Annotated in this window: 17 protein-coding genes; 5 read left to right on the top strand and 12 right to left on the bottom strand. The window is 52.0% G+C overall.

What is annotated here, in order from left to right; translation table 11 throughout:
* Positions 1-4: 4 nt before the first annotated feature.
* Positions 5-691 carry an ABC transporter ATP-binding protein gene (locus HMPREF9473_RS17695; protein WP_006781561.1) on the top strand — a complete coding sequence of 229 codons (687 nt, stop codon included), beginning with the start codon at positions 5-7 and terminating at the stop codon, positions 689-691.
* Positions 692-743: 52 nt separating this feature from the next.
* Here the strand turns inward: HMPREF9473_RS17695 and HMPREF9473_RS17690 are convergent, their stop codons facing one another.
* The 5 genes from HMPREF9473_RS17690 to HMPREF9473_RS17670 form a co-directional block, all read right to left on the bottom strand.
* Positions 744-1,382 (bottom strand): uridine kinase family protein, encoded by a 639-nt coding sequence (locus HMPREF9473_RS17690; protein ID WP_006781560.1) that lies wholly within the window; start codon positions 1,380-1,382, stop codon positions 744-746.
* Positions 1,383-1,405: 23 nt separating this feature from the next.
* Positions 1,406-2,557, bottom strand: coding sequence for an N-acetylglucosamine-6-phosphate deacetylase (gene nagA / locus HMPREF9473_RS17685; RefSeq protein ID WP_006781559.1), 1,152 nt, complete (start codon positions 2,555-2,557; stop codon positions 1,406-1,408).
* Positions 2,558-2,581: 24 nt separating this feature from the next.
* Positions 2,582-3,376: a sulfite exporter TauE/SafE family protein gene (locus tag HMPREF9473_RS17680; RefSeq protein WP_006781558.1), complete on the bottom strand. Its 795-nt coding sequence runs from the start codon at positions 3,374-3,376 to the stop codon at positions 2,582-2,584.
* 201 nt (positions 3,377-3,577) lie between these two features.
* Positions 3,578-4,693 (bottom strand): anaerobic sulfatase maturase, encoded by a 1,116-nt coding sequence (locus HMPREF9473_RS17675; RefSeq protein WP_006781557.1) that lies wholly within the window; start codon positions 4,691-4,693, stop codon positions 3,578-3,580.
* A 17-nt stretch (positions 4,694-4,710) separates the two neighbouring features.
* Complete coding sequence (locus HMPREF9473_RS17670; RefSeq protein WP_006781556.1) at positions 4,711-5,661, bottom strand: DUF1848 domain-containing protein; 951 nt, start codon at positions 5,659-5,661, stop codon at positions 4,711-4,713.
* Positions 5,662-5,926: 265 nt separating this feature from the next.
* Between HMPREF9473_RS17670 and HMPREF9473_RS17665 the strand changes: the two genes are divergently transcribed.
* Positions 5,927-6,310 carry a BlaI/MecI/CopY family transcriptional regulator gene (locus HMPREF9473_RS17665; RefSeq protein ID WP_006781555.1) on the top strand — a complete coding sequence of 128 codons (384 nt, stop codon included), beginning with the start codon at positions 5,927-5,929 and terminating at the stop codon, positions 6,308-6,310.
* Positions 6,311-6,314: 4 nt separating this feature from the next.
* Positions 6,315-8,129: a BlaR1 family beta-lactam sensor/signal transducer gene (locus tag HMPREF9473_RS17660; protein WP_006781554.1), complete on the top strand. Its 1,815-nt coding sequence runs from the start codon at positions 6,315-6,317 to the stop codon at positions 8,127-8,129.
* 78 nt (positions 8,130-8,207) lie between these two features.
* Here HMPREF9473_RS17660 and HMPREF9473_RS17655 read toward each other — a convergent pair whose 3' ends face one another.
* The 3 genes from HMPREF9473_RS17655 to HMPREF9473_RS17645 form a co-directional block, all read right to left on the bottom strand.
* Complete coding sequence (locus HMPREF9473_RS17655) at positions 8,208-9,032, bottom strand: Rpn family recombination-promoting nuclease/putative transposase (protein WP_138669528.1); 825 nt, start codon at positions 9,030-9,032, stop codon at positions 8,208-8,210.
* Between the two features lie 222 nt (positions 9,033-9,254).
* The gene (locus HMPREF9473_RS17650) at positions 9,255-10,205 is read right to left on the bottom strand and encodes a GNAT family N-acetyltransferase (RefSeq protein ID WP_006781552.1); all 951 of its coding nucleotides are present in this window, start codon (positions 10,203-10,205) and stop codon (positions 9,255-9,257) included.
* Positions 10,206-10,365: 160 nt separating this feature from the next.
* Entirely contained in the window at positions 10,366-11,550 is a 1,185-nt protein-coding gene (locus tag HMPREF9473_RS17645; RefSeq protein ID WP_006781551.1) for a DUF6070 family protein, read from the bottom strand.
* 262 nt (positions 11,551-11,812) lie between these two features.
* On the opposite strand from HMPREF9473_RS17645, the gene HMPREF9473_RS17640 reads away from it, so the two are divergent.
* Together HMPREF9473_RS17640 and HMPREF9473_RS17635 are read left to right on the top strand one after the other, a co-directional pair.
* Entirely contained in the window at positions 11,813-12,484 is a 672-nt protein-coding gene (locus HMPREF9473_RS17640; RefSeq protein ID WP_006781550.1) for a response regulator transcription factor, read from the top strand.
* A gap of 47 nt (positions 12,485-12,531) precedes the next feature.
* Entirely contained in the window at positions 12,532-13,806 is a 1,275-nt protein-coding gene (locus tag HMPREF9473_RS17635) for a HAMP domain-containing sensor histidine kinase (protein ID WP_006781549.1), read from the top strand.
* 57 nt (positions 13,807-13,863) lie between these two features.
* On the opposite strand, the gene HMPREF9473_RS17630 is transcribed toward HMPREF9473_RS17635, so the two are convergent.
* From HMPREF9473_RS17630 to HMPREF9473_RS17615, 4 genes are all read right to left on the bottom strand, one after another.
* Positions 13,864-14,289, bottom strand: a complete 426-nt coding sequence (locus HMPREF9473_RS17630; RefSeq protein WP_198138534.1) for a pyridoxamine 5'-phosphate oxidase family protein — start codon at positions 14,287-14,289, stop codon at positions 13,864-13,866.
* Between the two features lie 101 nt (positions 14,290-14,390).
* Positions 14,391-16,532 carry a serine hydrolase domain-containing protein gene (locus HMPREF9473_RS17625; protein ID WP_006781547.1) on the bottom strand — a complete coding sequence of 714 codons (2,142 nt, stop codon included), beginning with the start codon at positions 16,530-16,532 and terminating at the stop codon, positions 14,391-14,393.
* A gap of 3 nt (positions 16,533-16,535) precedes the next feature.
* On the bottom strand, positions 16,536-19,031 hold the full coding sequence (locus tag HMPREF9473_RS17620) for an ABC transporter permease (protein WP_006781546.1): 2,496 nt from the start codon (positions 19,029-19,031) through the stop codon (positions 16,536-16,538).
* Position 19,032: 1 nt separating this feature from the next.
* Positions 19,033-19,827 (bottom strand): ABC transporter ATP-binding protein, encoded by a 795-nt coding sequence (locus HMPREF9473_RS17615; RefSeq protein ID WP_006781545.1) that lies wholly within the window; start codon positions 19,825-19,827, stop codon positions 19,033-19,035.
* Positions 19,828-19,982 lie beyond the last annotated feature (155 nt).

Genomic DNA, 19,982 nt, shown 5'->3' with positions numbered 1-19,982 from the left:
TCAGATGAAACAGACAGCGGGCAGAATTGCCGTTGAGGGAAAACATATTGTGAAGGATTTTCGCCTTGGCGATACTACGACCAGGGTGCTTAAAGATATCTCGTTGCAGGTTATGCAGGGGGAATTTGTGTCGGTGATGGGGCCGTCCGGCTCCGGGAAAAGTACGCTGCTCTATATTTTGGGAGGGCTGGATGCGCCGACCGGAGGCCAGGTTTTATTAGATGGCACCGATATCTCGCGGTTTGGGGATGAGAAGATGAGCCGCATCCGGCGGCAAAACATTGGCTTTGTCTTTCAGTTTTATAATCTCATTCCTAATTTGAATGTGGAGGAGAATATCCTGCTTCCTCTCCTGTTGGACGGAAAAAAGATGGAGCAGTGCCAAGAGAGACTGGAGAGGATTCTGGAGGTTGTCGGCCTTACGGAGCACCGAAAGCATACGCCCCGTGAATTGTCCGGCGGCCAGCAGCAGCGGGTGGCCATCGCCCGCGCGCTGATTGGGGAACCAGCCATCCTCTTTGCGGATGAACCTACGGGGAATCTGGACAGCCGGACGGGGGCCGGAATCATGAATCTGCTGCGGGAGATCAATCAAAGTATCGGGCAGACGATTATCATGGTGACCCATTCCCCGGAGGCCGCGAAAAGCAGCGGCCGGATAATCACTGTGCAGGATGGGGTTCTTGTGTGAGAGGAGGACGCTCAGGCAAATTTTTCCATGGTATAAAACATGCGCCCCCGTGTTACAGGGGCGCATTGATGCAGATGCTCTGTTCTTTTATCCGGTACTTGTCAAAATATCGGTTTTCCATGGGAATCCACTCGTTTTGAAAGCGGTTCAGCATGAACTCGCCGTTTCGGCGGAGGATTCTGGAAATCTGCTCTTCTTCCCCGATATCCAGGAAGAATCGTCTGTCATAGATGTCACCGAAGTGCGGGTGCTGGCTGTACGCCCCCTCCACGATGTTTAATCTGGCGTGAGGCACGCTTATGGTCTCAGCCAGGCGCTGGCGGCCACAGTCGTACCGCTGGTATTCCAGACCCTCCATGTCGCCTAAGTGAGCAAGGACATCGGACTGGAATCGCTCATAGTCCACGTTTCCACCAATCTCCTGCAGCCGCTCCTCGGTTCTCTGTTCCGGCCGCAGGAAAAAGTCATCCATGTGAAACAGATTGCAGCCATATATCTCCTGTAACAATAAACCCAGCGTGGTCTTTCCACTGCCGCACCGCCCGTCAATGGCGATGACAATCTGACGCCCCGGATTGTCCACCAGGGCAATGTCTATTTCCCGGACTACGACCTCGTACTCAGCGTCCAGCCGTATGTCCATGCGTTTCTCTCTGTCTCTTTTTCGGTCTTTCTCTTCCGGTTTTCTCATGTTGTATCCTGACTTATGTGGTATTATTTTCGGTAAACTTCTTTCCCCTTTGAGTAAGTGCGGATCACCTGGCAGTCCTTATCAAGAACTACAACATCCGCCTCTTTCCCCTCCTCAATGGAGCCGATTCTGTCGTAGACTCCGATGAGCTTCGCCGGGTTTTCGGTCAGCAGGGGGAGAATCTGCTCCAATGGCTTTCCGGTGAATTCCAGCAGGTTTAACAGGGCTTTTCCGGTGGTCAGAGTGCTGCCGGCTCTCGTGCCGTCGGATTTTAATTTGGCGTCGCCGTCCACAACCACCACGTCGTTGACTCCCAGCTTGTAATCGCCGTCCGGCAGTCCCGCCGCCATGATGGAATCGGTGATGGCCACAACCCGGTCAAGGCCCTTGGTCTTGATGATGAGGCGTACGGTTCCCGGATGCAGGTGGCGTCCGTCACAGATAATCTCACAGTACAGATTGTCATCCTCCAGCACCGCTCCCCAGATTGCCGGGAAATGCTGGTGCAGCAGCTTCATGGCGTTGCCCGTATGGGTGGATGCCATGGCTCCATTGGCGATGGCTTTCCTTGCCGTATCATAGTCCGCCCCCGAGTGGCCGATGGCAACCACCATCCCCAGCTTTTTCATCTCCGGGATAAATTCCGGGATTCCCTCCACCTCCGGGGAAACGGTGATATAGCGGATGTCGCCGTGGGCCGCATCCTGATACTCTTTTAACAACTCCATATTGGGCTTCTGGAGCAGATGCTCCGGCATAGCCCCCTTATAGTCAGCACACAGAAACGGCCCTTCCAGATGAATTCCCATCAGGTCCGCCCCCTCATGCTCCATGGCTTTCCATGTATTATATTCTCCGATACAGGCCAGGGTCTGCTCCCTGGTGTCTGTCAGGATGGAGCCCTGCCAGCTGGTCGTCCCCTGGGTGGCCTGGAAACGGCAGATTTTCTCAAAATCCTCCGCGCTGGCGCCGTTGACATCGACACCGACCGCTCCGTGGGTGTGCACGTCGATAAAACCGGGCACAACATACGCTCCGGCCACATCTACCACCTTGGCGCCGTCCGCCTGTAAATCATCCCCCACGGCGCAGATTGTCCGGCCGTCTAACAGCACGTCCGTTTTTGCAAATTCATGATTCCGGTAAACCATTCCGTTTTTTAGTAACGTCTTCATTTCCCTTCTCCTCCTTGCATTTTTTTACATAAACTGATAAATGTTGTAGACACAAATCAGCATGATAATCACCATCAGTCCGATAAACAGCTTGTTGACTGTCTCGGCGTCGATTTTCTTGTTCACGATTCGGCCGGCTACGCCGCCTAAGATGCCGCAGGCCACCATGAGAACCAGCAGGATAAAGCTGAACTGCGGAACGGTGCCCGTCACCAGGGTATTGATAAGGCTGGTAATCTGGGAGAACAGAATGATGTAGAGCGAATTCTGCGCCGCCGTCTTGGTGTCCATGGAAAAGAAAAAGAACAGCACCACCAGGTTGATAGGCCCTCCGCCGATTCCCAGGAAAGACGAGCAGATGCCCAGCACCAGGCCGATGAGAATGCAGGCCAGCGGGTTGGTCATATGGTGGGTATGTATTTTGTCTTTTTTCAATGTGTAGAGCATGGTGCCGAAGGTGATGAGAAGCAGGCAGACCGCCTGGATAGCTCCCACCTTATCTTTGTCCGGTGACATGTTTGATAAAACCTGAAACATCATCTTGCCGGCCACTCCCCCGATGGCGGCGCCGATGGCTAACGGTGTCCCGGTCTTTAAATCAACCAGGGATTCCCCGGAGAGTTTGGCCTTGCCCACGGAATAACAGCTCATGGATAAAACCGTACAGCCGGAAAGGAAGCTGATGGAGGCCACGCTCAGCACGCCGAAGGCATCCAGCATCGGCTTAATCAGCACTCCCCCACCTATTCCACAGATCGCGCCAACCACAGAGGCGCTGAAACTCACTACTGCAAATATCACATATAAATATAAACTCACGTCCTGTTCCCCATTTCTTTTGTTCTATACTTGCTTCTACTATAACATAATTTTGCATGAATTTCCGTAATTATTTAACACAATTTCGTCAAACGTTTGCCCTATGCAGGCAGAGCTGTTTTAGCCGATGCTTTTGTCACCCGTCCCGCCTGTTGGCCCAAACTGCCAGCCCAGACTGCCAGCCCAGACTGCCGACTCAGACTACCGGCTCAAACGTCTGGCGATATCGGCCATTCTGGGCATCGCGTGGTCAAAGAAGGCCAGGTAGGAATCGCAGAACACGTTCCTGTGATTGCCATCCGCCTCCTCCAGCAGACGGTGGCGGCGGCAGCCGCCTCGGCAGACCAGAAAATGGCGGCACTTTCTACATGCCTCGTGGTCCGTCAGGGAATATTCCATAAAGCCTATCTCGTGGCGTTTTTTGTCAATGTCCTCGATGGAGCAGTCATTTAAATTGCCCAGCTTATATTCGTCCAGCACATAGAAATCGCAGGGGTACACCTCCCCGTCCGCCTCCACCACATACTGGTAATTGCACACCCCGCTCTGGTCGCAGGCCTCCGGGTGATGCCCCATGAGGATGGCGATATAATTCTCAAACTGGCGGATGTAGGGCTGCTCACCTTTCAGCAAATCGTCGTACCACAAATCAAACAAATCTTTCAAAAACTCGCCGTAAAGCTCCGCCGTCAGCGAGTACTCCCGGCTTCCCTGCTGCTCTCCCAGCGGGTCCAGGCAGGGGATGAACTGCAAGTAGTTTAAATGATTCTTCTTGTAGAACTGGTAAATTTTGCGCACCTTCCCGGCCGTCCGCCGGTTGACCACCGTCAGAATATTGAATTCCACCTGATACTCATTCAGGATATCGATGGTCTTCATGATGTCAAAGAAGGTCTCCTCCCCCTTCACACTCCTTCGGTAGGCGTTGTGGGTATCCTTGCTTCCGTCCAGGGACACGCCCACCAGAAAATGGTTGTCCGCCAGGAATTTGGCCCAGTCCTCATTCAGACAGTAGCCGTTGGTCTGAAGGGCATGGTTGATTTTCACGCCGTGGATGTTGTGTTTTCTCTCAAATTCCAGGGATTTCTCGAAAAAGGCCAGACCGTGAAGGGTCGGTTCTCCGCCCTGGTAGGAAAAGCTGCACTCTCCCTCCGCGCATTCCAGCGCCTTCTTTATCACCTGCTCCAGGGTTTCCTCGCTCATAAACCCGTAGGAGGCCTGCTCCCGGTGCTCGGTAATATCATAATAGAAACAGTAATCACATCTCATATTGCAGTTGCCGGATGACGGCTTAATCAGTAAATGAATTGGTGGCATGGTTCCTCTCTCCTTTGTTATCGGTCTGTATCCAGTGGTAAGCGCAATTGATAGTCTTTCAGGGATGTCACAGCACGGTGTGTCACTCTGTCGCCGGGCCCCATCTCCCCGCACAGCATCGTGGACTCCGGCCGGTACCCGGCTCTGTGTGTCAGGACTTTTTCCTGACTGAAATTGGCGTAGCAGTATTTACAGCCGTTCATACAGGTATTATAACATCCAATGTCCACACTTTCCAGACAGCCGCACTCTTTGCGCTGGTTTTTATCCTTTTCCCCTTTGATAATGCTGCCGGTAATCCGCTCTATCAGCCGCCGGTCAATGCAGCATCCGTGACGGATTCCAAGCGGTTCTAAGTCCACGGACTCCGCACAGGTTTCCACTATCATGCCGTTTTCCGCGGCCGTGGCGGCGATTGACGCCGCCAGACGGTACATCTGCTCATCGGATATGGTTGTCACATGGAGACCGGATAAATTCCGCTCTGTCTTGTCATAGAAATCCAGAAAGCTGATGACCACCTTCTCCGTGTATCCCCGAAGGCATCCCGCAATTTCCCGGAAGGCTTTCTCGTGATAAGCCACTGTGTAACGGCTGCTCAGAAGAATCGGGTCGTACCGCCAGATGACCCGCTCTTTTCCAATCCTGCGGGACAGGTTTTGAAATGCCGGTATCAGCTGCTCCCGCTTGTCCGGCAGATTCGCCTCCACATCACGGCCGTAGCCGGTCAGTGTGAACTGGAAATAGAATGGATAGCCGGACAGCTCCCCCAGCCGGTCTATCATGGGCGCCGGATTCTTCGTCCAGAATACGATCGCGTCCACCACGTCAGGCGACAAGTCAATGCGGCTTATCTGGTGGGCATTCATAGGATTTCTCACATCCACGAAGCCGGCTTTTATGCGTTGAAAGAACCATTCGGAGTAGAAACTGGGAATGTCTGTTCTTCTGCTTGCACTGATAATCATGTAAGTTGTCCTCCTGCTTCTGGTTGTTTTGTTGATACTGTTGATGCTGTTGGTGCATCTCTTCCAATTCAGCTGCGTTTCAACACGCCGAATGTTTCTATTATAGCATAACCGGCGGCGCTTCTCAATTCCGCCTGCAGTTTCGTTTCTTAGTATCTTCGTTCCCTCGTTTCTTCATTTCTCCATTTCTATGTTTGACAGCCGCAGGGAACCATACTATAATATTATTACATTTGTAATAGTTATAGTGAGGAGGAAATCTATCATGCCGGCACTGCCACAGATTTCGGAAGCAGAATTTGAAGTTATGAAACTTGTCTGGAAGTATGCTCCCATCAATACCAATGAGATAACGGAGCGCTTGACTAAAACCACATCCTGGGGGGCGAAGACTGTCCAGACGCTTATCAAACGGCTGGTGAACAAGGGGGCTCTCACCTATGAAAAGCAGGGCCGCGTGTTTGTGTATACACCGCTGGTGAAGGAGGATGAGTATTTAAACCAGGAGAGCCATTCGTTTCTGAAACGGTATTACGATGGGAATCTGACGGCCATGGTATCCTCCTTTCTGGAACATGATACGCTTTCCGAGGACGACATCGCCGCACTCCGCTCCCTTCTCTCACAGGGCGCCGGGGAAGGGGGCTGATGATATGTCCCTTTGTCTCCGTTTTCTTGTCAGCAATGTTCTAATCGCTGTCATGATCGTGATTCTTTCAGCGGTCAGACAGCTGCTTGGGAAGGTACTGACCAGCCGTATACGCTACCACTTGTGGTTCCTTATGCTGGCGCTTCTGGCCGTTCCCTTTCTGCCACTCCGCTCCCGTCCCATGGGAATCCTGGGGCTGTTTTCCTGGATGGGGCAGCTGCATTTTTCCCCCTTTGGAAATGCAGTTGGGCCCCGGCAGGCTATCACTGACACTGGGTATTTCACCGCCGGGGAATGGATGAATGACGTAGTCTCTTTGGCCGGGCAGACGATACCTGCTGCTATTGAGTATCTCCTTGTTGGCGTCTGGGCGGCTGGCGCTCTGGTGATGGTCCTCTTGACGGTGCGCTCCGGAATCCGGTTTTACAGGCTGAAACAGTCTGCTCTTCCAGTGCAGAACCGGGAAGTGAGGCAGTTGTACCGCCGGTGTCTAAAGGAGCGGAATATCAAGCGGGAAATCCCCATTTACAGCACCGCATTTTTGACTTCCCCGGTGATGGCCGGGTGTCTGCGGCCTGGCATTTATCTTCCCATCCATCTGATATCGGACTATGACGCCGCGAAGATGCGCTATATGCTCCTTCACGAGCTGGAGCATTACCGGCACGGGGATGCTTGGGTTGGATGGCTGATGAATCTGGCCGGAATTCTGTACTGGTTTCATCCATTTGTCTGGTATGGCCTGCTGGAAATGAGGCATGACAGGGAGGTGGCCTGTGACGCTTCGGTGCTGGAACAATTGGAGAGAAAAGAATTTTTCGAGTATGGGAATACCCTGATTCAGTTTGCCGAGAAAGTCTCGCTGACACCATTTCCTTACACGGCGGGGATTGGCGGGAGCATGAAGCAGATGAAGCGGAGGATATTGAATATTGCATCCTATCGGACGCCCTCTCCCAGCAGGAAACGGCGGGGACTGGCGGCTTTTGGAATCACGGCGCTGCTTCTCTCCTGCTTTGCCCCGGCGCTTTCCGTGTATGGGGGAGGCAATGCTTATGCTTCATGGACGGCGGCGGGCGGAAGCATTTCCCAGGATGACTTTTCTGCTTATTTTGGTGATTATGATGGCAGCTTTGTTCTCTATGATGGGGCAGATAATGGGTGGACGGTCTACAACCGAGAGGATGCCCTGCTGCGCAGCGAGCCTTATTCCACCTTTAAGATTTACAGCGCGTTGATTGGGCTGGAGTCGGGTGTTATATCGCCCTCCCACTCCTCCTTAGACTGGAACGGGGAGCATTATCCCATTGAATCCTGGAATGGGGACCAGACGCTAACCTCTGCCATGAGCAATTCGGTCAACTGGTATTTTCAGAAACTAGACGAGAAGGCAGGAATCAATGCGGTCAGCAATTTCGTGAAAACAGCCGGCTATGGAAACCAGAAACTCACGGGGATCTCCCCCTCGTTCTGGCTGAATCCCGATTTGAAAATATCTCCTGTCGAGCAGGTGGAACTTCTGAGAAAACTGAACGAAAATAACTTCAACGCCGCCCCGGAACACATCCAGGCCGTCAAAGACGCCATCCGCCTCCAAACCACCACCCAAGGCACCCTGTACGGAAAAACCGGCACCGGAGTGGTGAACGGGCAGAATGCGGGCGGCTGGTTTGTGGGTTACGTGGAGCGGGATGACGGAGATTATTATTTCGCTGTCCATCTTGTACAAAAGAATCCCCCGTCAGCGCAGGAATCCAGCGGAAGCGCCGCCGCCGAGATCGCATGTTCCATCCTGGCTGATTTGCAGCTTTGGAACTGACAGAAAAAGACAGCTATCTCCTCTCAAACAGGTTGATAGCTGTCTTTTTCTATCTCTCAGATTACGTTTATCACTTTCCTACAATCCATACTCCTCATACAGTTTCTTCTGAAATTCCGGATTCTCCACAGAGCGCTTCAAATCCTCCATTCGCTCATCCTGAATCAGTCTCTTGCACAACCGGCTGACTCTCTGCTCGCCCTCCAATTTTCCAACTGCTATTCCTTCCGCTCTCTCTTCCGCCAGCACATCAAACATAATCTTATTTCCCTCCTTCTTCTCTTTAAAAAACTTCACCCGCTTCACCAAATTAGGGAAGCTGTCCGTCTCATAAGCACTGTCCGTATTTCTCATATATCTGAATAATTCATCAATCCGCTCATTCCCACTCTCGCAGGTCAAATTCATATACACCTCGTGAATCCCGTTTTCCAGCACCAGGTTCGTATTCCTGACGGAACGCTCCACATAGTAAATCCCTTTTTTCTGCCCCAGAAAATCCTTTTCCGTAATGTAAATCAGATAAACATCCGATATCTCATCATAGGAAATCCCTTTTTCCAGGTAACTCACATCGATGCTCGCCTGATAGTAGCGAACCCGTTTCTGGTGGTCTACATCATCCCGCACCTGCATTTCAATGTTAATCAACCGGCCTCCCATCTCCTCCGCCAAAATATCCAATGTCACGGAATGATTCTCCATATTGCGGATGGAGTACTGCCCCTTCACCTCTTTCACCGTGATGCCCGGATTGTCCAGCAGAATAGCCACTACCTCCTGGCAGGCGGCCTTATCTTCCAGCACCTTGCTGAAAAAGATATCGTTGGTCATGTTAATCATCCGGACCTTTTTTCTCCGTTCTTCATAAGCGGCCAGCTGGCTGTCAGCGGTAACGTCCATTTGCGATTTTTCATCTGTAAACTCCTCTCTTTCCTGACAGGAGTCTGGCATATCCATCTCTTCCTGCCATATAAATTGTTGTCTGAAATATGGCAGAATTATGCCGGTTTGAAACACTCAAATAGATTTCAGATTAAGACACCCAAGAACGGGTGTCTGTATTTTTATTATAAAACATCATCCAGAAATTGGCAAGATTTTTTCTATAAAATTATTTGCTTATCATCCGAGCTGCAGAATCCGCTCGTCAATTCTCCGCACTACACCGTGGGAGTAGGCGGTAAAATATTTGAGCCAAAATCCGTATGCAGCAGGGTTGATGCTTTCGAAGTCCACTCCAAGCTGCGTATAGCCTTCTTTTTTCAGAGTAGATATTGTAAAGTTTAACAAGTTTTGATATACACCTTTGCCTCTGTGTTCCGGCAGGCAATATGCGCCATTGATATGACGATAGGTATCTCCGGATGCGGCAAATGTCTCACCCGAAGCTGAAATTTTCAAAAATGCACAAAGCTGGCTGTTCTGTTTCGCCACAAAATACCGTGCGCCTTCTTTCAAAGAGGAGCTTATAAACTCCTCCTGTGTTTCGGGCCTGCGGTTCGCAAAGAATGGGCTTTGGCTAAGATGGCGGTTTAATGCCATATCAAGCGGATGGACCAAATGATAATCGTCTTTTGATAACTCGGAAAAGTCATAACCTGCACAGGGTTTGCAGTCAATCAATTCCATTGGGCGAATGGCATCCATACAGCGCAGTCCGAAACCATAGCGGTAAAATTGCCGTTGCAGTTCTTCATCATGAGCATATAGGCAGATTGCGTGAGAAACTGCTCCGGCCCTCACCCACTTTGCACCCGCGGCCTGATACATGGCCGCATAAATTTTAGAACGGTTCTTAGGTACTGCCGCATGCGCGCCCATGGGAGAAAAGATTCCTTTCACATCCGTGGAGCCAAATGCATTGTGAAAGGGGGAACAACAAGTTAAGAACCCTACCATATCTCCGCCGTCGAATGCCGCTATGCCTAATCCATTTTCTGCAAAATTGCTTAAATCAGGAATATCACTTACTGTCGGCAATGCCTTTACAGCGTGTTGTTCTTCACAATAACACGCAAGCGCAATTGCTTTTGCTTCTTCAATATGTTGTCTTTCAAAATCTCTAATTTCCATTGATACCTCTCTCAATTGGTTATATAGTCTCGTGCTAAACGTATGATTTTCGCTTCGATTTAACAAAAATTATACCATACAAGCAGGAATAGTTCTATGCTATTTTATATACTAACGCTGGAAAACCATACGCATGAGGCCGACAGAGTTAGAGGAGCGCTTACCCGGATGGAATTCTCTGGTTGGAGACATATTGGAAGCTGCCGTCCGGCAGAGGGCGGATGACAACTTTGTGGAGAAAGGCGGTGCCCAGGTTCTGCTCCGGCCAGACGGCATTTACGGTGAGTTCTATGGTGTTATCTTCCAGGTTCCGGTAAGATATCACTTCCGGGTAAGGAAACTCCGAGCCGCCGGCGATGTTGTAGATTCCGCGTGGGGTGTAGTGGTAGGTCTGGCTGGATGCGTCGTATATGGCTTTTTCATGGAGCGTTTCACTGCTGATGTGGAAACGGGTCCGGATGACCTTTTCAAATTCCTCTGCCGGTATCCGGAACTGTTGTCCTTCGTATTCCTGGAAGTAGGGGACATTGGCGGAGTATTCCATTTTGTAGAGAAGCTCGTACAAATCATAGAAGTTGACGTCTCCATAATCGTTCTCCGTCCAATCGGTGATAAACAGATTGGTGGAGCCGTAACCGATGGGCCGGATATAGGTCCGGTTCAGTTCCCGGCAGGTCTCGTCCAGAGGTTCGATCCGGACGGCCGTGTGCGCATATGGACCGGAGAAACCGGCCATATAATACTTTTCAAAGAATAGATAGCCATTTTCCGAGCGGACCCAGGCATGCGCTTCATAGCTGTCCGTGCCTATGTTCACCAGCTGCCATCTGCCGTTCTGCTCTTTCCACCAGAAACTATCCGCCACCACGTTCACCCGGCCATCCTCCGTCTCCATCTGAAACCGGACAAATCCTCCATTGTTCAGCGCCATCAGAAACATCACATTTCCCGGATGCGCCTCCTCCACCTTCTCGCAGAATGCTTCCAGTTCCCGCGGATTCTCCATATTTATCTGGCTGTCCTGGTCAATCACCGTGTACCCCTTCTCCCCCAGCCGCGCCACCATCGCCCTCACAAACTCCAGGTCCCCAACAGTCCCGTCCGCCAACGCATTCTCATAAATCTCCCGGCAGAGTTCTTCCAGTATTCCGGCCATTTCATCCGTTTCCTGATAAGACTCCACAGGCTTGGATGTTTCGAAACCATCATGCAGAGTCATATCTATCTTATCTATCTTATCTATCTTATCTACCTTATCCATCTCAACTATCTCATTTCTCCCCACACATCCTGTCAAAACAACCATACATGTTATCAGACTCAAAAACACAGAATATTTCTTCAAGTTCGTTCCCCCTGTTATTTCTTACTATTTTTTCTACTTCATGATTCTTCTTTTCATATTCTATCTATTTCTTACATACGTAAGACTTATACATAAAATCTTACAACAGTAATATTTACAAGTCAAGCACAATTCCGCCACAACGACACAACCGTACCGCAAAAATAAGCCAATATCCCCCCTCCCCCTGTTTTACTTGTCTCCACCATCCCGTCTGATGTATAATAGACCTACCAATGAGAAAAAGGAGAACCCCTGGTCTATGCATTATGATTGTCTGATTGTGGATGACGAGGCAGTGATTGCCGAGTCTACCAGTGAATATTTTAACCTGTTTGAAGTGAATTCCACCTATGTGACCGGGTATGAGGAGTGCCTTGCATTTCTGGAAAACAATACGGTGTCCATGATTCTGCTGGATATCAATTTGGGGGAGCAGTCGGGATTTACGCTCTGCAAGAAATTGAGGGAGACCACCGATGTGCCCATTCTGTTCATCAGCGCCAGGACCAGCGATGACGATATCCTGACCGCCTTAAATATCGGTGGGGACGATTACATCAAGAAGCCCTACACCCTGAGCATTCTTCTGGCAAAGGTGAAGGCGGTTCTGAAACGCTGCGTGGCAACGGACAGTCCGAAAACCATCACCCTGCACCATATCGAAATCGATTTAAACTCCCACAAGGTGACCTCCGACAAGGTCCCTGTCAAGTTAAAGGAGCTGGAATTCAAGCTCCTGGTCTATCTGGCCAAAAACAGAAACCGGGTCATCACCAAGGAGGAGCTTCTCCAAAATGTATGGCCGGACCCCTATGTGGGAGAAGGCACGCTGACGGTACACATCCGCCATTTGAGGGAAAAGCTGGAGCGGGACCCCAATCATCCGGAAATGATTCTGACCGTCTGGGGAACCGGATACCGCATGGAATAATAAGAATTTAACTATAAAAATGAAACTATCAGAATTGGAGCAAACAAATGATTCATAAAAAATGGCTTGCCGCCCTGCTGTGCCTCTACTGCCTGGCAGGCGGCATTCTGGCGTCCTCCGTTTTAAAACAGACCCCGCCTTCCATCGACATGGTGGCCGTCAACCGCATCGTCAACCACACCCTGGAACAGTTTGAAAACCAGGATTTCAGCAAAATGCCGGACGCTCCCTACGACTACACCGTCCTGGACACAGCGGGAAATGTCCTCTTTCAGACATCCCCCCAGGCTCCAGACACCATCAGCGAGGCCGTCCGCTCCCATGACGCGGTTTTGGATGTCACCGACACTGCCAAAAATCTCCAGCCCTACGGAAAGGTACTGATTTCCACAAACTACGAGTCATTCCTCGCCCTTCAGCATCGTCGTCTCACCAAACTGGTACTTCTCATGTTTGCCCTGCTGTTGTTGATGGCGCTTTGCTACACCTTTTATCTAAACCGCATGGTCTTCACCCCATTCCAGCACTTGAAGGACTTTGCCCATCACATCGCCATGGGGAACTTGGACGCCCCTCTGCCCATGGACAAGCATCACGCCTTCGGAGCCTTTACCGAGAGCTTTGACATTATGAGGGAGCAGCTGGCAGAAGCCAGACAGCGGGAGGCGGAGGCCAACCGGAGCAAGAAGGAACTGGTGGCATCCTTGAGCCACGATATCAAGACCCCGGTCACCTCCATCAAGCTGGTCAGCGAGCTGATGCTGGTCACGGAGCAGGACGCCAAAGTCCGCGGCAAAATCCAGACCATTTACAACAAGTCCGAGCAGATTGACCGCCTGATAACCGATATGCTTCAGGCGACCCTGGAGGATTTGGGGGAGCTGCGGGTCACCCTGTCCGAGGAGAGCAGCGCCCTGCTGGAGCCCATGATCCGCCACTCCGACTTCTACGGCCGCGTCACCATGGAGCCCATTCCCGGCTGCCTGCTGCTCATGGATACCCTGCGAATTGAGCAGGTCATCGACAACATTATCAACAACGCCTACAAATACGCCGACACTCCCATCACTGTCCGCTCGGAAATCCAAAACGGGTTTCTCCGCCTGGAATTCATGGATTATGGGGACGGCGTGCCGGAGGAAGAACTTCCAAAGCTGTTCCAAAAATTTTACCGCGGCAGCAACAGCCAGGCTGGTTCCAAGAATGGCTCCGGCTTAGGTCTTTATATCGCCCATCATCTGATGCACGAGATGAAGGGCGACATCCAGTACTACAACCGCCCCGACGGTTTCAGCGTGGAAGTTCTGATTCGTCTGGCTTAGTTTTCCACGTAAGTAAGACATAGAAAAAGGACGGCGAATCTGCCGTCCTTAACCTGTCTAATCTTCTTTTATCTGAAACGATTCCGAGTGGAAATTGGCATAATACCGCCCGCTCTGGGCCGTAAATTTCAGCACGCAGTAATCCGGGTCAGTGACTCCGCCGGGATAATACATGGTGTCCCCCTCCTGCCAAATCATCTCCTTGCTGGCAGCATCCTCCAGCACCTCCATATGTCCAACCAGCATCACTCCCCGGAAAAACCGTCTGTCACAAAAATAGATACTGGCATTTGGATTCTTCCGATACTGTGCCACCCGCATCGATGAAGTGTTGGTGGTAAAATAAAATTCCCGGATTCCAACCCGTTTGCGGGGCGGAAGCATCGCTTTCATATTGGGGAAGCCGTCCTCAGAAATGGAAGCGGTAAAGGAAACCCCCTGCTTATCAATCAGATTCCCTATGGTCTTTTCAGCATCACGCATCATGTCCCTGTTCTCCTTTTCATCGAAAATAGTATGATACTTTATTCTACCACATTTCCACCAATATTTCTTCCATTATATCACACCTGCGACCGTTTTTATCAATGATAGTCTATCTGAAATTCACTTCCCGCCTCTCCCACAAACACCACTCTGCCTTCCTTTGGAAGCGTTATCTGCTGTCCCGGCTCCAGCACATAGGAGCTGGAAATACAGGTCATCTCCTTGCCACTGTGGTCGTAGATGAAAAATGCTCCGTGCTCCGGTGTCCGGATGGATACCGGCCGGGCGGCCTGGATTTTATCCGAGGTAAACCACCGGGCTTCCCCGTCATTTCCAATCGTAATCACTTCATTCCCAGCCGGAAGCGCCTCCATGGACTTCTCTGACAGCAGCAGGAAACCGCTGGTCTCCAGATAATCTTTTCCGTCCCTTGTGAAAATCCGGTAGTCGCTGACATCACGGCCTACCTGCCCCGGCACCTGAAGGAAGAATCTGGCTTCATGTTCATCCTCCAGCGCCGCCATGGTGAGCATCGACTTCTCAAAGACCAGATAGCCCTCCGGCCCGTCCAGTACCTTCGGCACCGCCAGGAAATTAGTCATATAAGAGGTGGAGGTGTACTTGTCGCTGACCAGATAATACTCCGTGCCGCTCACCTGGTCCCAGGCCGCCTTCGTCTTTTCCGTCACCGGCCGCTCCGCCACCTTCTCCGCCAGCGGCAGATACATGGCCGTGCTTCCAAGCCCCGGATAGATCTCATAGCTGGCCGCCATCAGATACTGCTGCCCCTGGTCGCCTATCTTAAATTCCAGAGCCGTCTTTCCGATAATGCCGTTGCTTCCCCGGCTCATATCCCCGGAGGAATTGATGTACGCCCCAAACTCCCCGTAGAACCTTCCGTCGTCCCCATACCGGTAAGTCTGGACACTGCCCACATTGCTGCCCACACTGCCAAGCGTCAGCGTGCCATCCGCCTCTACCTCCGCCCGGAACATATCCCAGCCGCCATACCACCCGGATTTCTCCAGAAGTTCCGCCGGAACCTGGCTGGCCGCGCCCGCACCATCTGTCTCCCGGAACGGATTCTCATCATGTCTCTCGATCTCCCCAATCTCCTCCAGATATTCCAATAGTATCTCCTGCACCGCCATCTGGCAGTAGGCGCTTCCGCCGCCGCTGGACAGCACCGCGCAGGAGATATTTTCCTCCGGCAGCACCGTCAGACTGGCGTGGTAAAACGAGGTATCCCCGCCCTTCACCAGCGTCTTCACCCCATACTGGCTGAACGGAAACGTATCCACACTGTCCCAGCCCAGCCCGTACATCAGGTTGGTATCCCGCCCCTCCGGGTTCATCTGCTTTCCGTACTTGCTGGTCTCCATCTCCCTCAAAGACGCGTCGGACAGCATATCGCCCGCTCCGCTCCTCCCATCCATAAACACCTGGGAAAACCGGCACAAATCCTCCGCCGTGGCGTACACACCGCCGCTCCCAATCACATTTGCCATCTCTCCGGGCAGTTCCTTGCCGGTCTGCCCGTCATAGACAGGCGCCAGCCGCCCCATATCCCCGATGTTCTGCGGCGTTTTCATATTTGAAAGTCCCAGAGGCTTCGCAAACGTCTCCTCCAGAAACTCCGTGTAAGTCTTTTTGCTCACCCGCTCCACCAGAATCTCCGCCAGCGTAAACCCGTCATTGCAATATGTGGAAAATGCTCCCGGCTCCGCCTTCAGTCTCTGGAAGCGCAGCCTTCTCAGCAGATTGTCATGGTTATCCGTATCGTTATCCCCCAGCAGCATGGCGTTCACCAGCGTGGAACCCTGAATCCCCGAGCTGTGGTCCAGCAGCATTCTCGGTGTAATCCGCACATACCGCTCATCCGCCATCTCAAACTCCGGAATATACTCCGTAAGCGGCGCATCCAGGTCCACCAGCCCGTCTTCCACCAGCTTCATCACCGCCGCCGTCACCACCACCTTGCTGGTGGAGCCGATGCCGTACATCACCGTCTGTGCCTGCGCCGCCTCATTGGAGGCTGTTCCGGCCCACGCCGCCGTCCCCATCTGCCCCATCATCGCCACGGCCATCAAAACCCCGGCGCCGATTCTGGCGCAATTTTTAGCACAGATTCTGGCGCCGTCTCCATCATATCTTCCAACACCATTTCCGTCCAAAATCCTATCCTTTCTTCTCATCATCCCGCCAGCTTTCTTCCCATTCTCCACATTCTCATCCTTCATCTCCTAATCCTCCGTCAACAGGCTGTAAACCGATATTCCCTTAATCTTCCCCGCAACTCCCATGGAAATCAGGAACGCAAACAGTACCAGCGCCACACTCATCGCTATCAGCACCAGCGGATTGATCACAAAATCCATCCTGGATATCCCCACCTGCTCAAACAGCCGGCTGGCAATGGGATTGATGGCCATAGTGGACACCACGCATCCAGCCGCCGCTCCCATCACGGAAACCGGAAGGAAGCTGGCCGCCACCTGCTGCATCAGCTGTCTGTCCGTGTACCCAACCGCCTTGAAAATCCCAAACTCATGCTTCCGTCTGATAATCATGGATTTAATCACGATATAGAACACCAGCGTGATAATCAGCATCGTGCCAAGCAGGATAATCACCGACACCATGCCCACTGCGGCGGCCACACTGTTGATATTGCTGACAAACATTTTCTCCGTATTTTCAATCCTGTCTATCTGGTAAGACGACGTGTCACCCGACAGCACAATCTCCCCATCCCGCATCAGCGCAAACTGCACACTGTCCACGCCGTACATGGATATCAGATTGGCCAGCTTCTCCTCCGCCTTTCTCTTCGCGTCCGCCTTCCCATCCTTTTCCCGGCTCCCCGACGGCGAAAGCACGTCGAACCGGTTCTCCAGAACATCAATCATCTCCGTGGTATCATAACCATCCTCCAGATACACCAGAATACTGTTTCTCTCATAAGGCGGATTCACCCGTCTCAGCCCGTCGGTATTCAGAAAACACTGCCGCCCGAAATTGCTCATGGTCTGCCCCAGGCCGCTGATGACATACTCCGCCTCCACACCCTGGTATTCCACCTTCAGCGTGTCTCCAATCTTCTTGCCAAGCCGCTTCGCCAGCACACCTGTCAGCCCAATCTCATTGTCGTACACCGGAAATTCCCCCTCATAGGGCTTCATCATTTCCAGCTCTCCAAAATCGTCCGACACATAGGCGGAAATGGTTTCCTCCCCGATGCTCACACTGGAAATCTCATACATGCTGGTCTTGCGGACCCCGTCCACCGCCAGCAGCTCCTCTTCCAGCTTTTTTATATCCGCGTGAGGCGCCTTGTAAACCATCAGCTCACTGATTTCAAATCCCGACATTTCCACCAGCACCCTGTCGTCCATTCCCATATTCTGATAGAGCACCAGCGCAAACGCGCAGGCAAAGGTAACACCCGCCACAATCATCCCCACCATAGCGTAGGTCTTCTTGTGAAACATCATATTTTTCAGTCCCAGCACCAGGGACAGATTCCCCGGCGTCCGCTCTAACGGAAAATAGCTTTTCGAAAAATCATGGGATTCCAGACCGCCGCGAAGAGCCTGAATCGGGCGGATGCGGGCCGCCTTCCCTGCCGCCGTCTGGCTGGTAACCAGAATCACCGCCATCATGATGATGACGCTAACCAGCGCGCTTCCCACCTGGGCGCCGCCGCTCCACGGAATTCCGGCCGACTCCACAATCAGCTTGCCAAGCATTCCAATCATCCCGTAGGAAACCGCAATCCCAAGAAGAGTCCCCGCCAGCCCAATCACCAAAAACTCCAGCGCAATGGACCACGTAATCTGTTTTCCCGTGTATCCCATGGCCCCCAGGGCCCCGATATTTCTCATCTGCGCGTCAATGTGGCTGGCAATCCTAAAACGCATCACCACCATCCCCACAAACACGATGATAAAGGAAAATGCAAACAGAATGACCGACAAAATCGTCACAAGCATGGTACAGGCCGTCCGCATTTCATCCAGATGGGTCTCAATCACATCCGCATCCAGGGACGCCGCCTCAATCTTTACTGAGGTGTCCCGCTTAAAATCCTTTCGAAGCTCCGCCAGCTGGGACGTATCCTTCACCCGCACGGACATCAGTTTCCCGCACCCCACCTGGGCATACAGCTCCTCATAAGCCTCCTGTGGAATATAGAAATCCGCCAGACTGCTGATGGAGGAGCCAAACCAGGTCGAGGTCATATAGCCGGCCACCTGGAACGTGTACTCCTGCTTTTTAAACACCAGTTTCAGCTCGCTCCCAGGCTGGTACCCCATGGACTTCATATAGACCGGGATATAGACTGCCTTCTCCTTCGGCACATCCGCCAGATGCCGGATTTCATACCCCCGTATCTCCCGTTCCGCTCCCAGATTGCGGTAGGTGATGGACAGCGTGCCGCCCTGGGGCAGCATACACATATCCATCATGATGGCATCCTCCGCCTCCGCCTGGGACACTCTGTCGTCCTTCTGAAAATACTCCAGATACTCTTCCTTATACTCATTTCCATAAAAACGCACCTGGTAATGGGGCCCGTTCAGCCGGTCATTTTCCTGGTCATAAAACCGGTTGATGCCGGTGAGAAATGTCAGTCCCACATTAAACAGCGCCGTTGACAGCAGAATCAACAGACACATGGAGATGGCAACGCTCTTTTTCTTCTTTAAATTCGCCCAGCATATCATCCAAACTGCCATCTTACCACCCCATTTCCGCCAGGAATGCATTCAGCTTCTCATGGCGGTTTCTGTCATGTTTCTCATAAGTCCCCAGCTCACATTCCCCGCAGATCATCCCATCCTTTAAGTAAATGACCCGGTTGGCCCGGCGGGCCGTCTTGATATCATGGGTGACCACCACCAGACTCTGGCCCACCTTATTGATGCCGGTGAGTGCATCCAGCACCTGCTCGCTGAAATTGGAATTCAGGGCCCCAGTGGGCTCGTCGGCAAAGACCAGATTCGGCTCATTCATCAGCGCCCGGACAATGCCCACCCGCTGGGCCTCACCGCCGGAGAGCTGGGCCGGGAATTTCCCCCAGTCCGCTTCCAGAATTCCCACCTGCGAAAGCAGCTGTTTCCCACGAGCCGCAACCGCCTTCCGGTCCCTGCTGGTGAGCAGACCGCTGACCAGCACATTGTCCAGCACGCTCATGTTGTCAAGGAGATGAATCTGCTGGAAGACAAACCCGCAGTTCTTCCTGCGAAACACCGCCATCTCGCTGACTCCCAGCCCGGTGATATCCATCTGCCCATATTTCACCGTCCCCAGCGTCGGCTGGTCCATGCCGGAGAGCACATACAAAAGCGTCGATTTCCCGGAGCCGGAGGCCCCCATAATCACCGTAAAGTCTCCCTTATAGATCGTCAAATCCAGATTCTTCAACACATGCTGCTGAAGCCCTCCGGTTGAAAATGTCTTGCACAATTTATCCGTCTGTAACAGAATTTCCTTCTTCCTCTGCTTCTTCCTCTCCATTTCACTTGATATCATCCGGCCATGTTCCAAAGCCGCAGCGGCCATCTACCGTTTCTAAAACCAGTATACCTGCTCCCGCCCAAAAAGTCTTTAGTAGAACCGTGCCTGTTTCTTGTCAGTTTCTTAACTGTTTCCTATCTGCCACGGAAAATGGAAGAAAAAAGGATAGA

The sequence above is a fragment of the Hungatella hathewayi WAL-18680 genome, from assembly GCF_000235505.1.
Lineage (GTDB): Bacteria > Bacillota > Clostridia > Lachnospirales > Lachnospiraceae > Hungatella_A > Hungatella_A hathewayi_A.
Note: the sequence above shows the minus strand (reverse complement) of the source record. Positions and strands in the feature narration are given on the sequence as shown.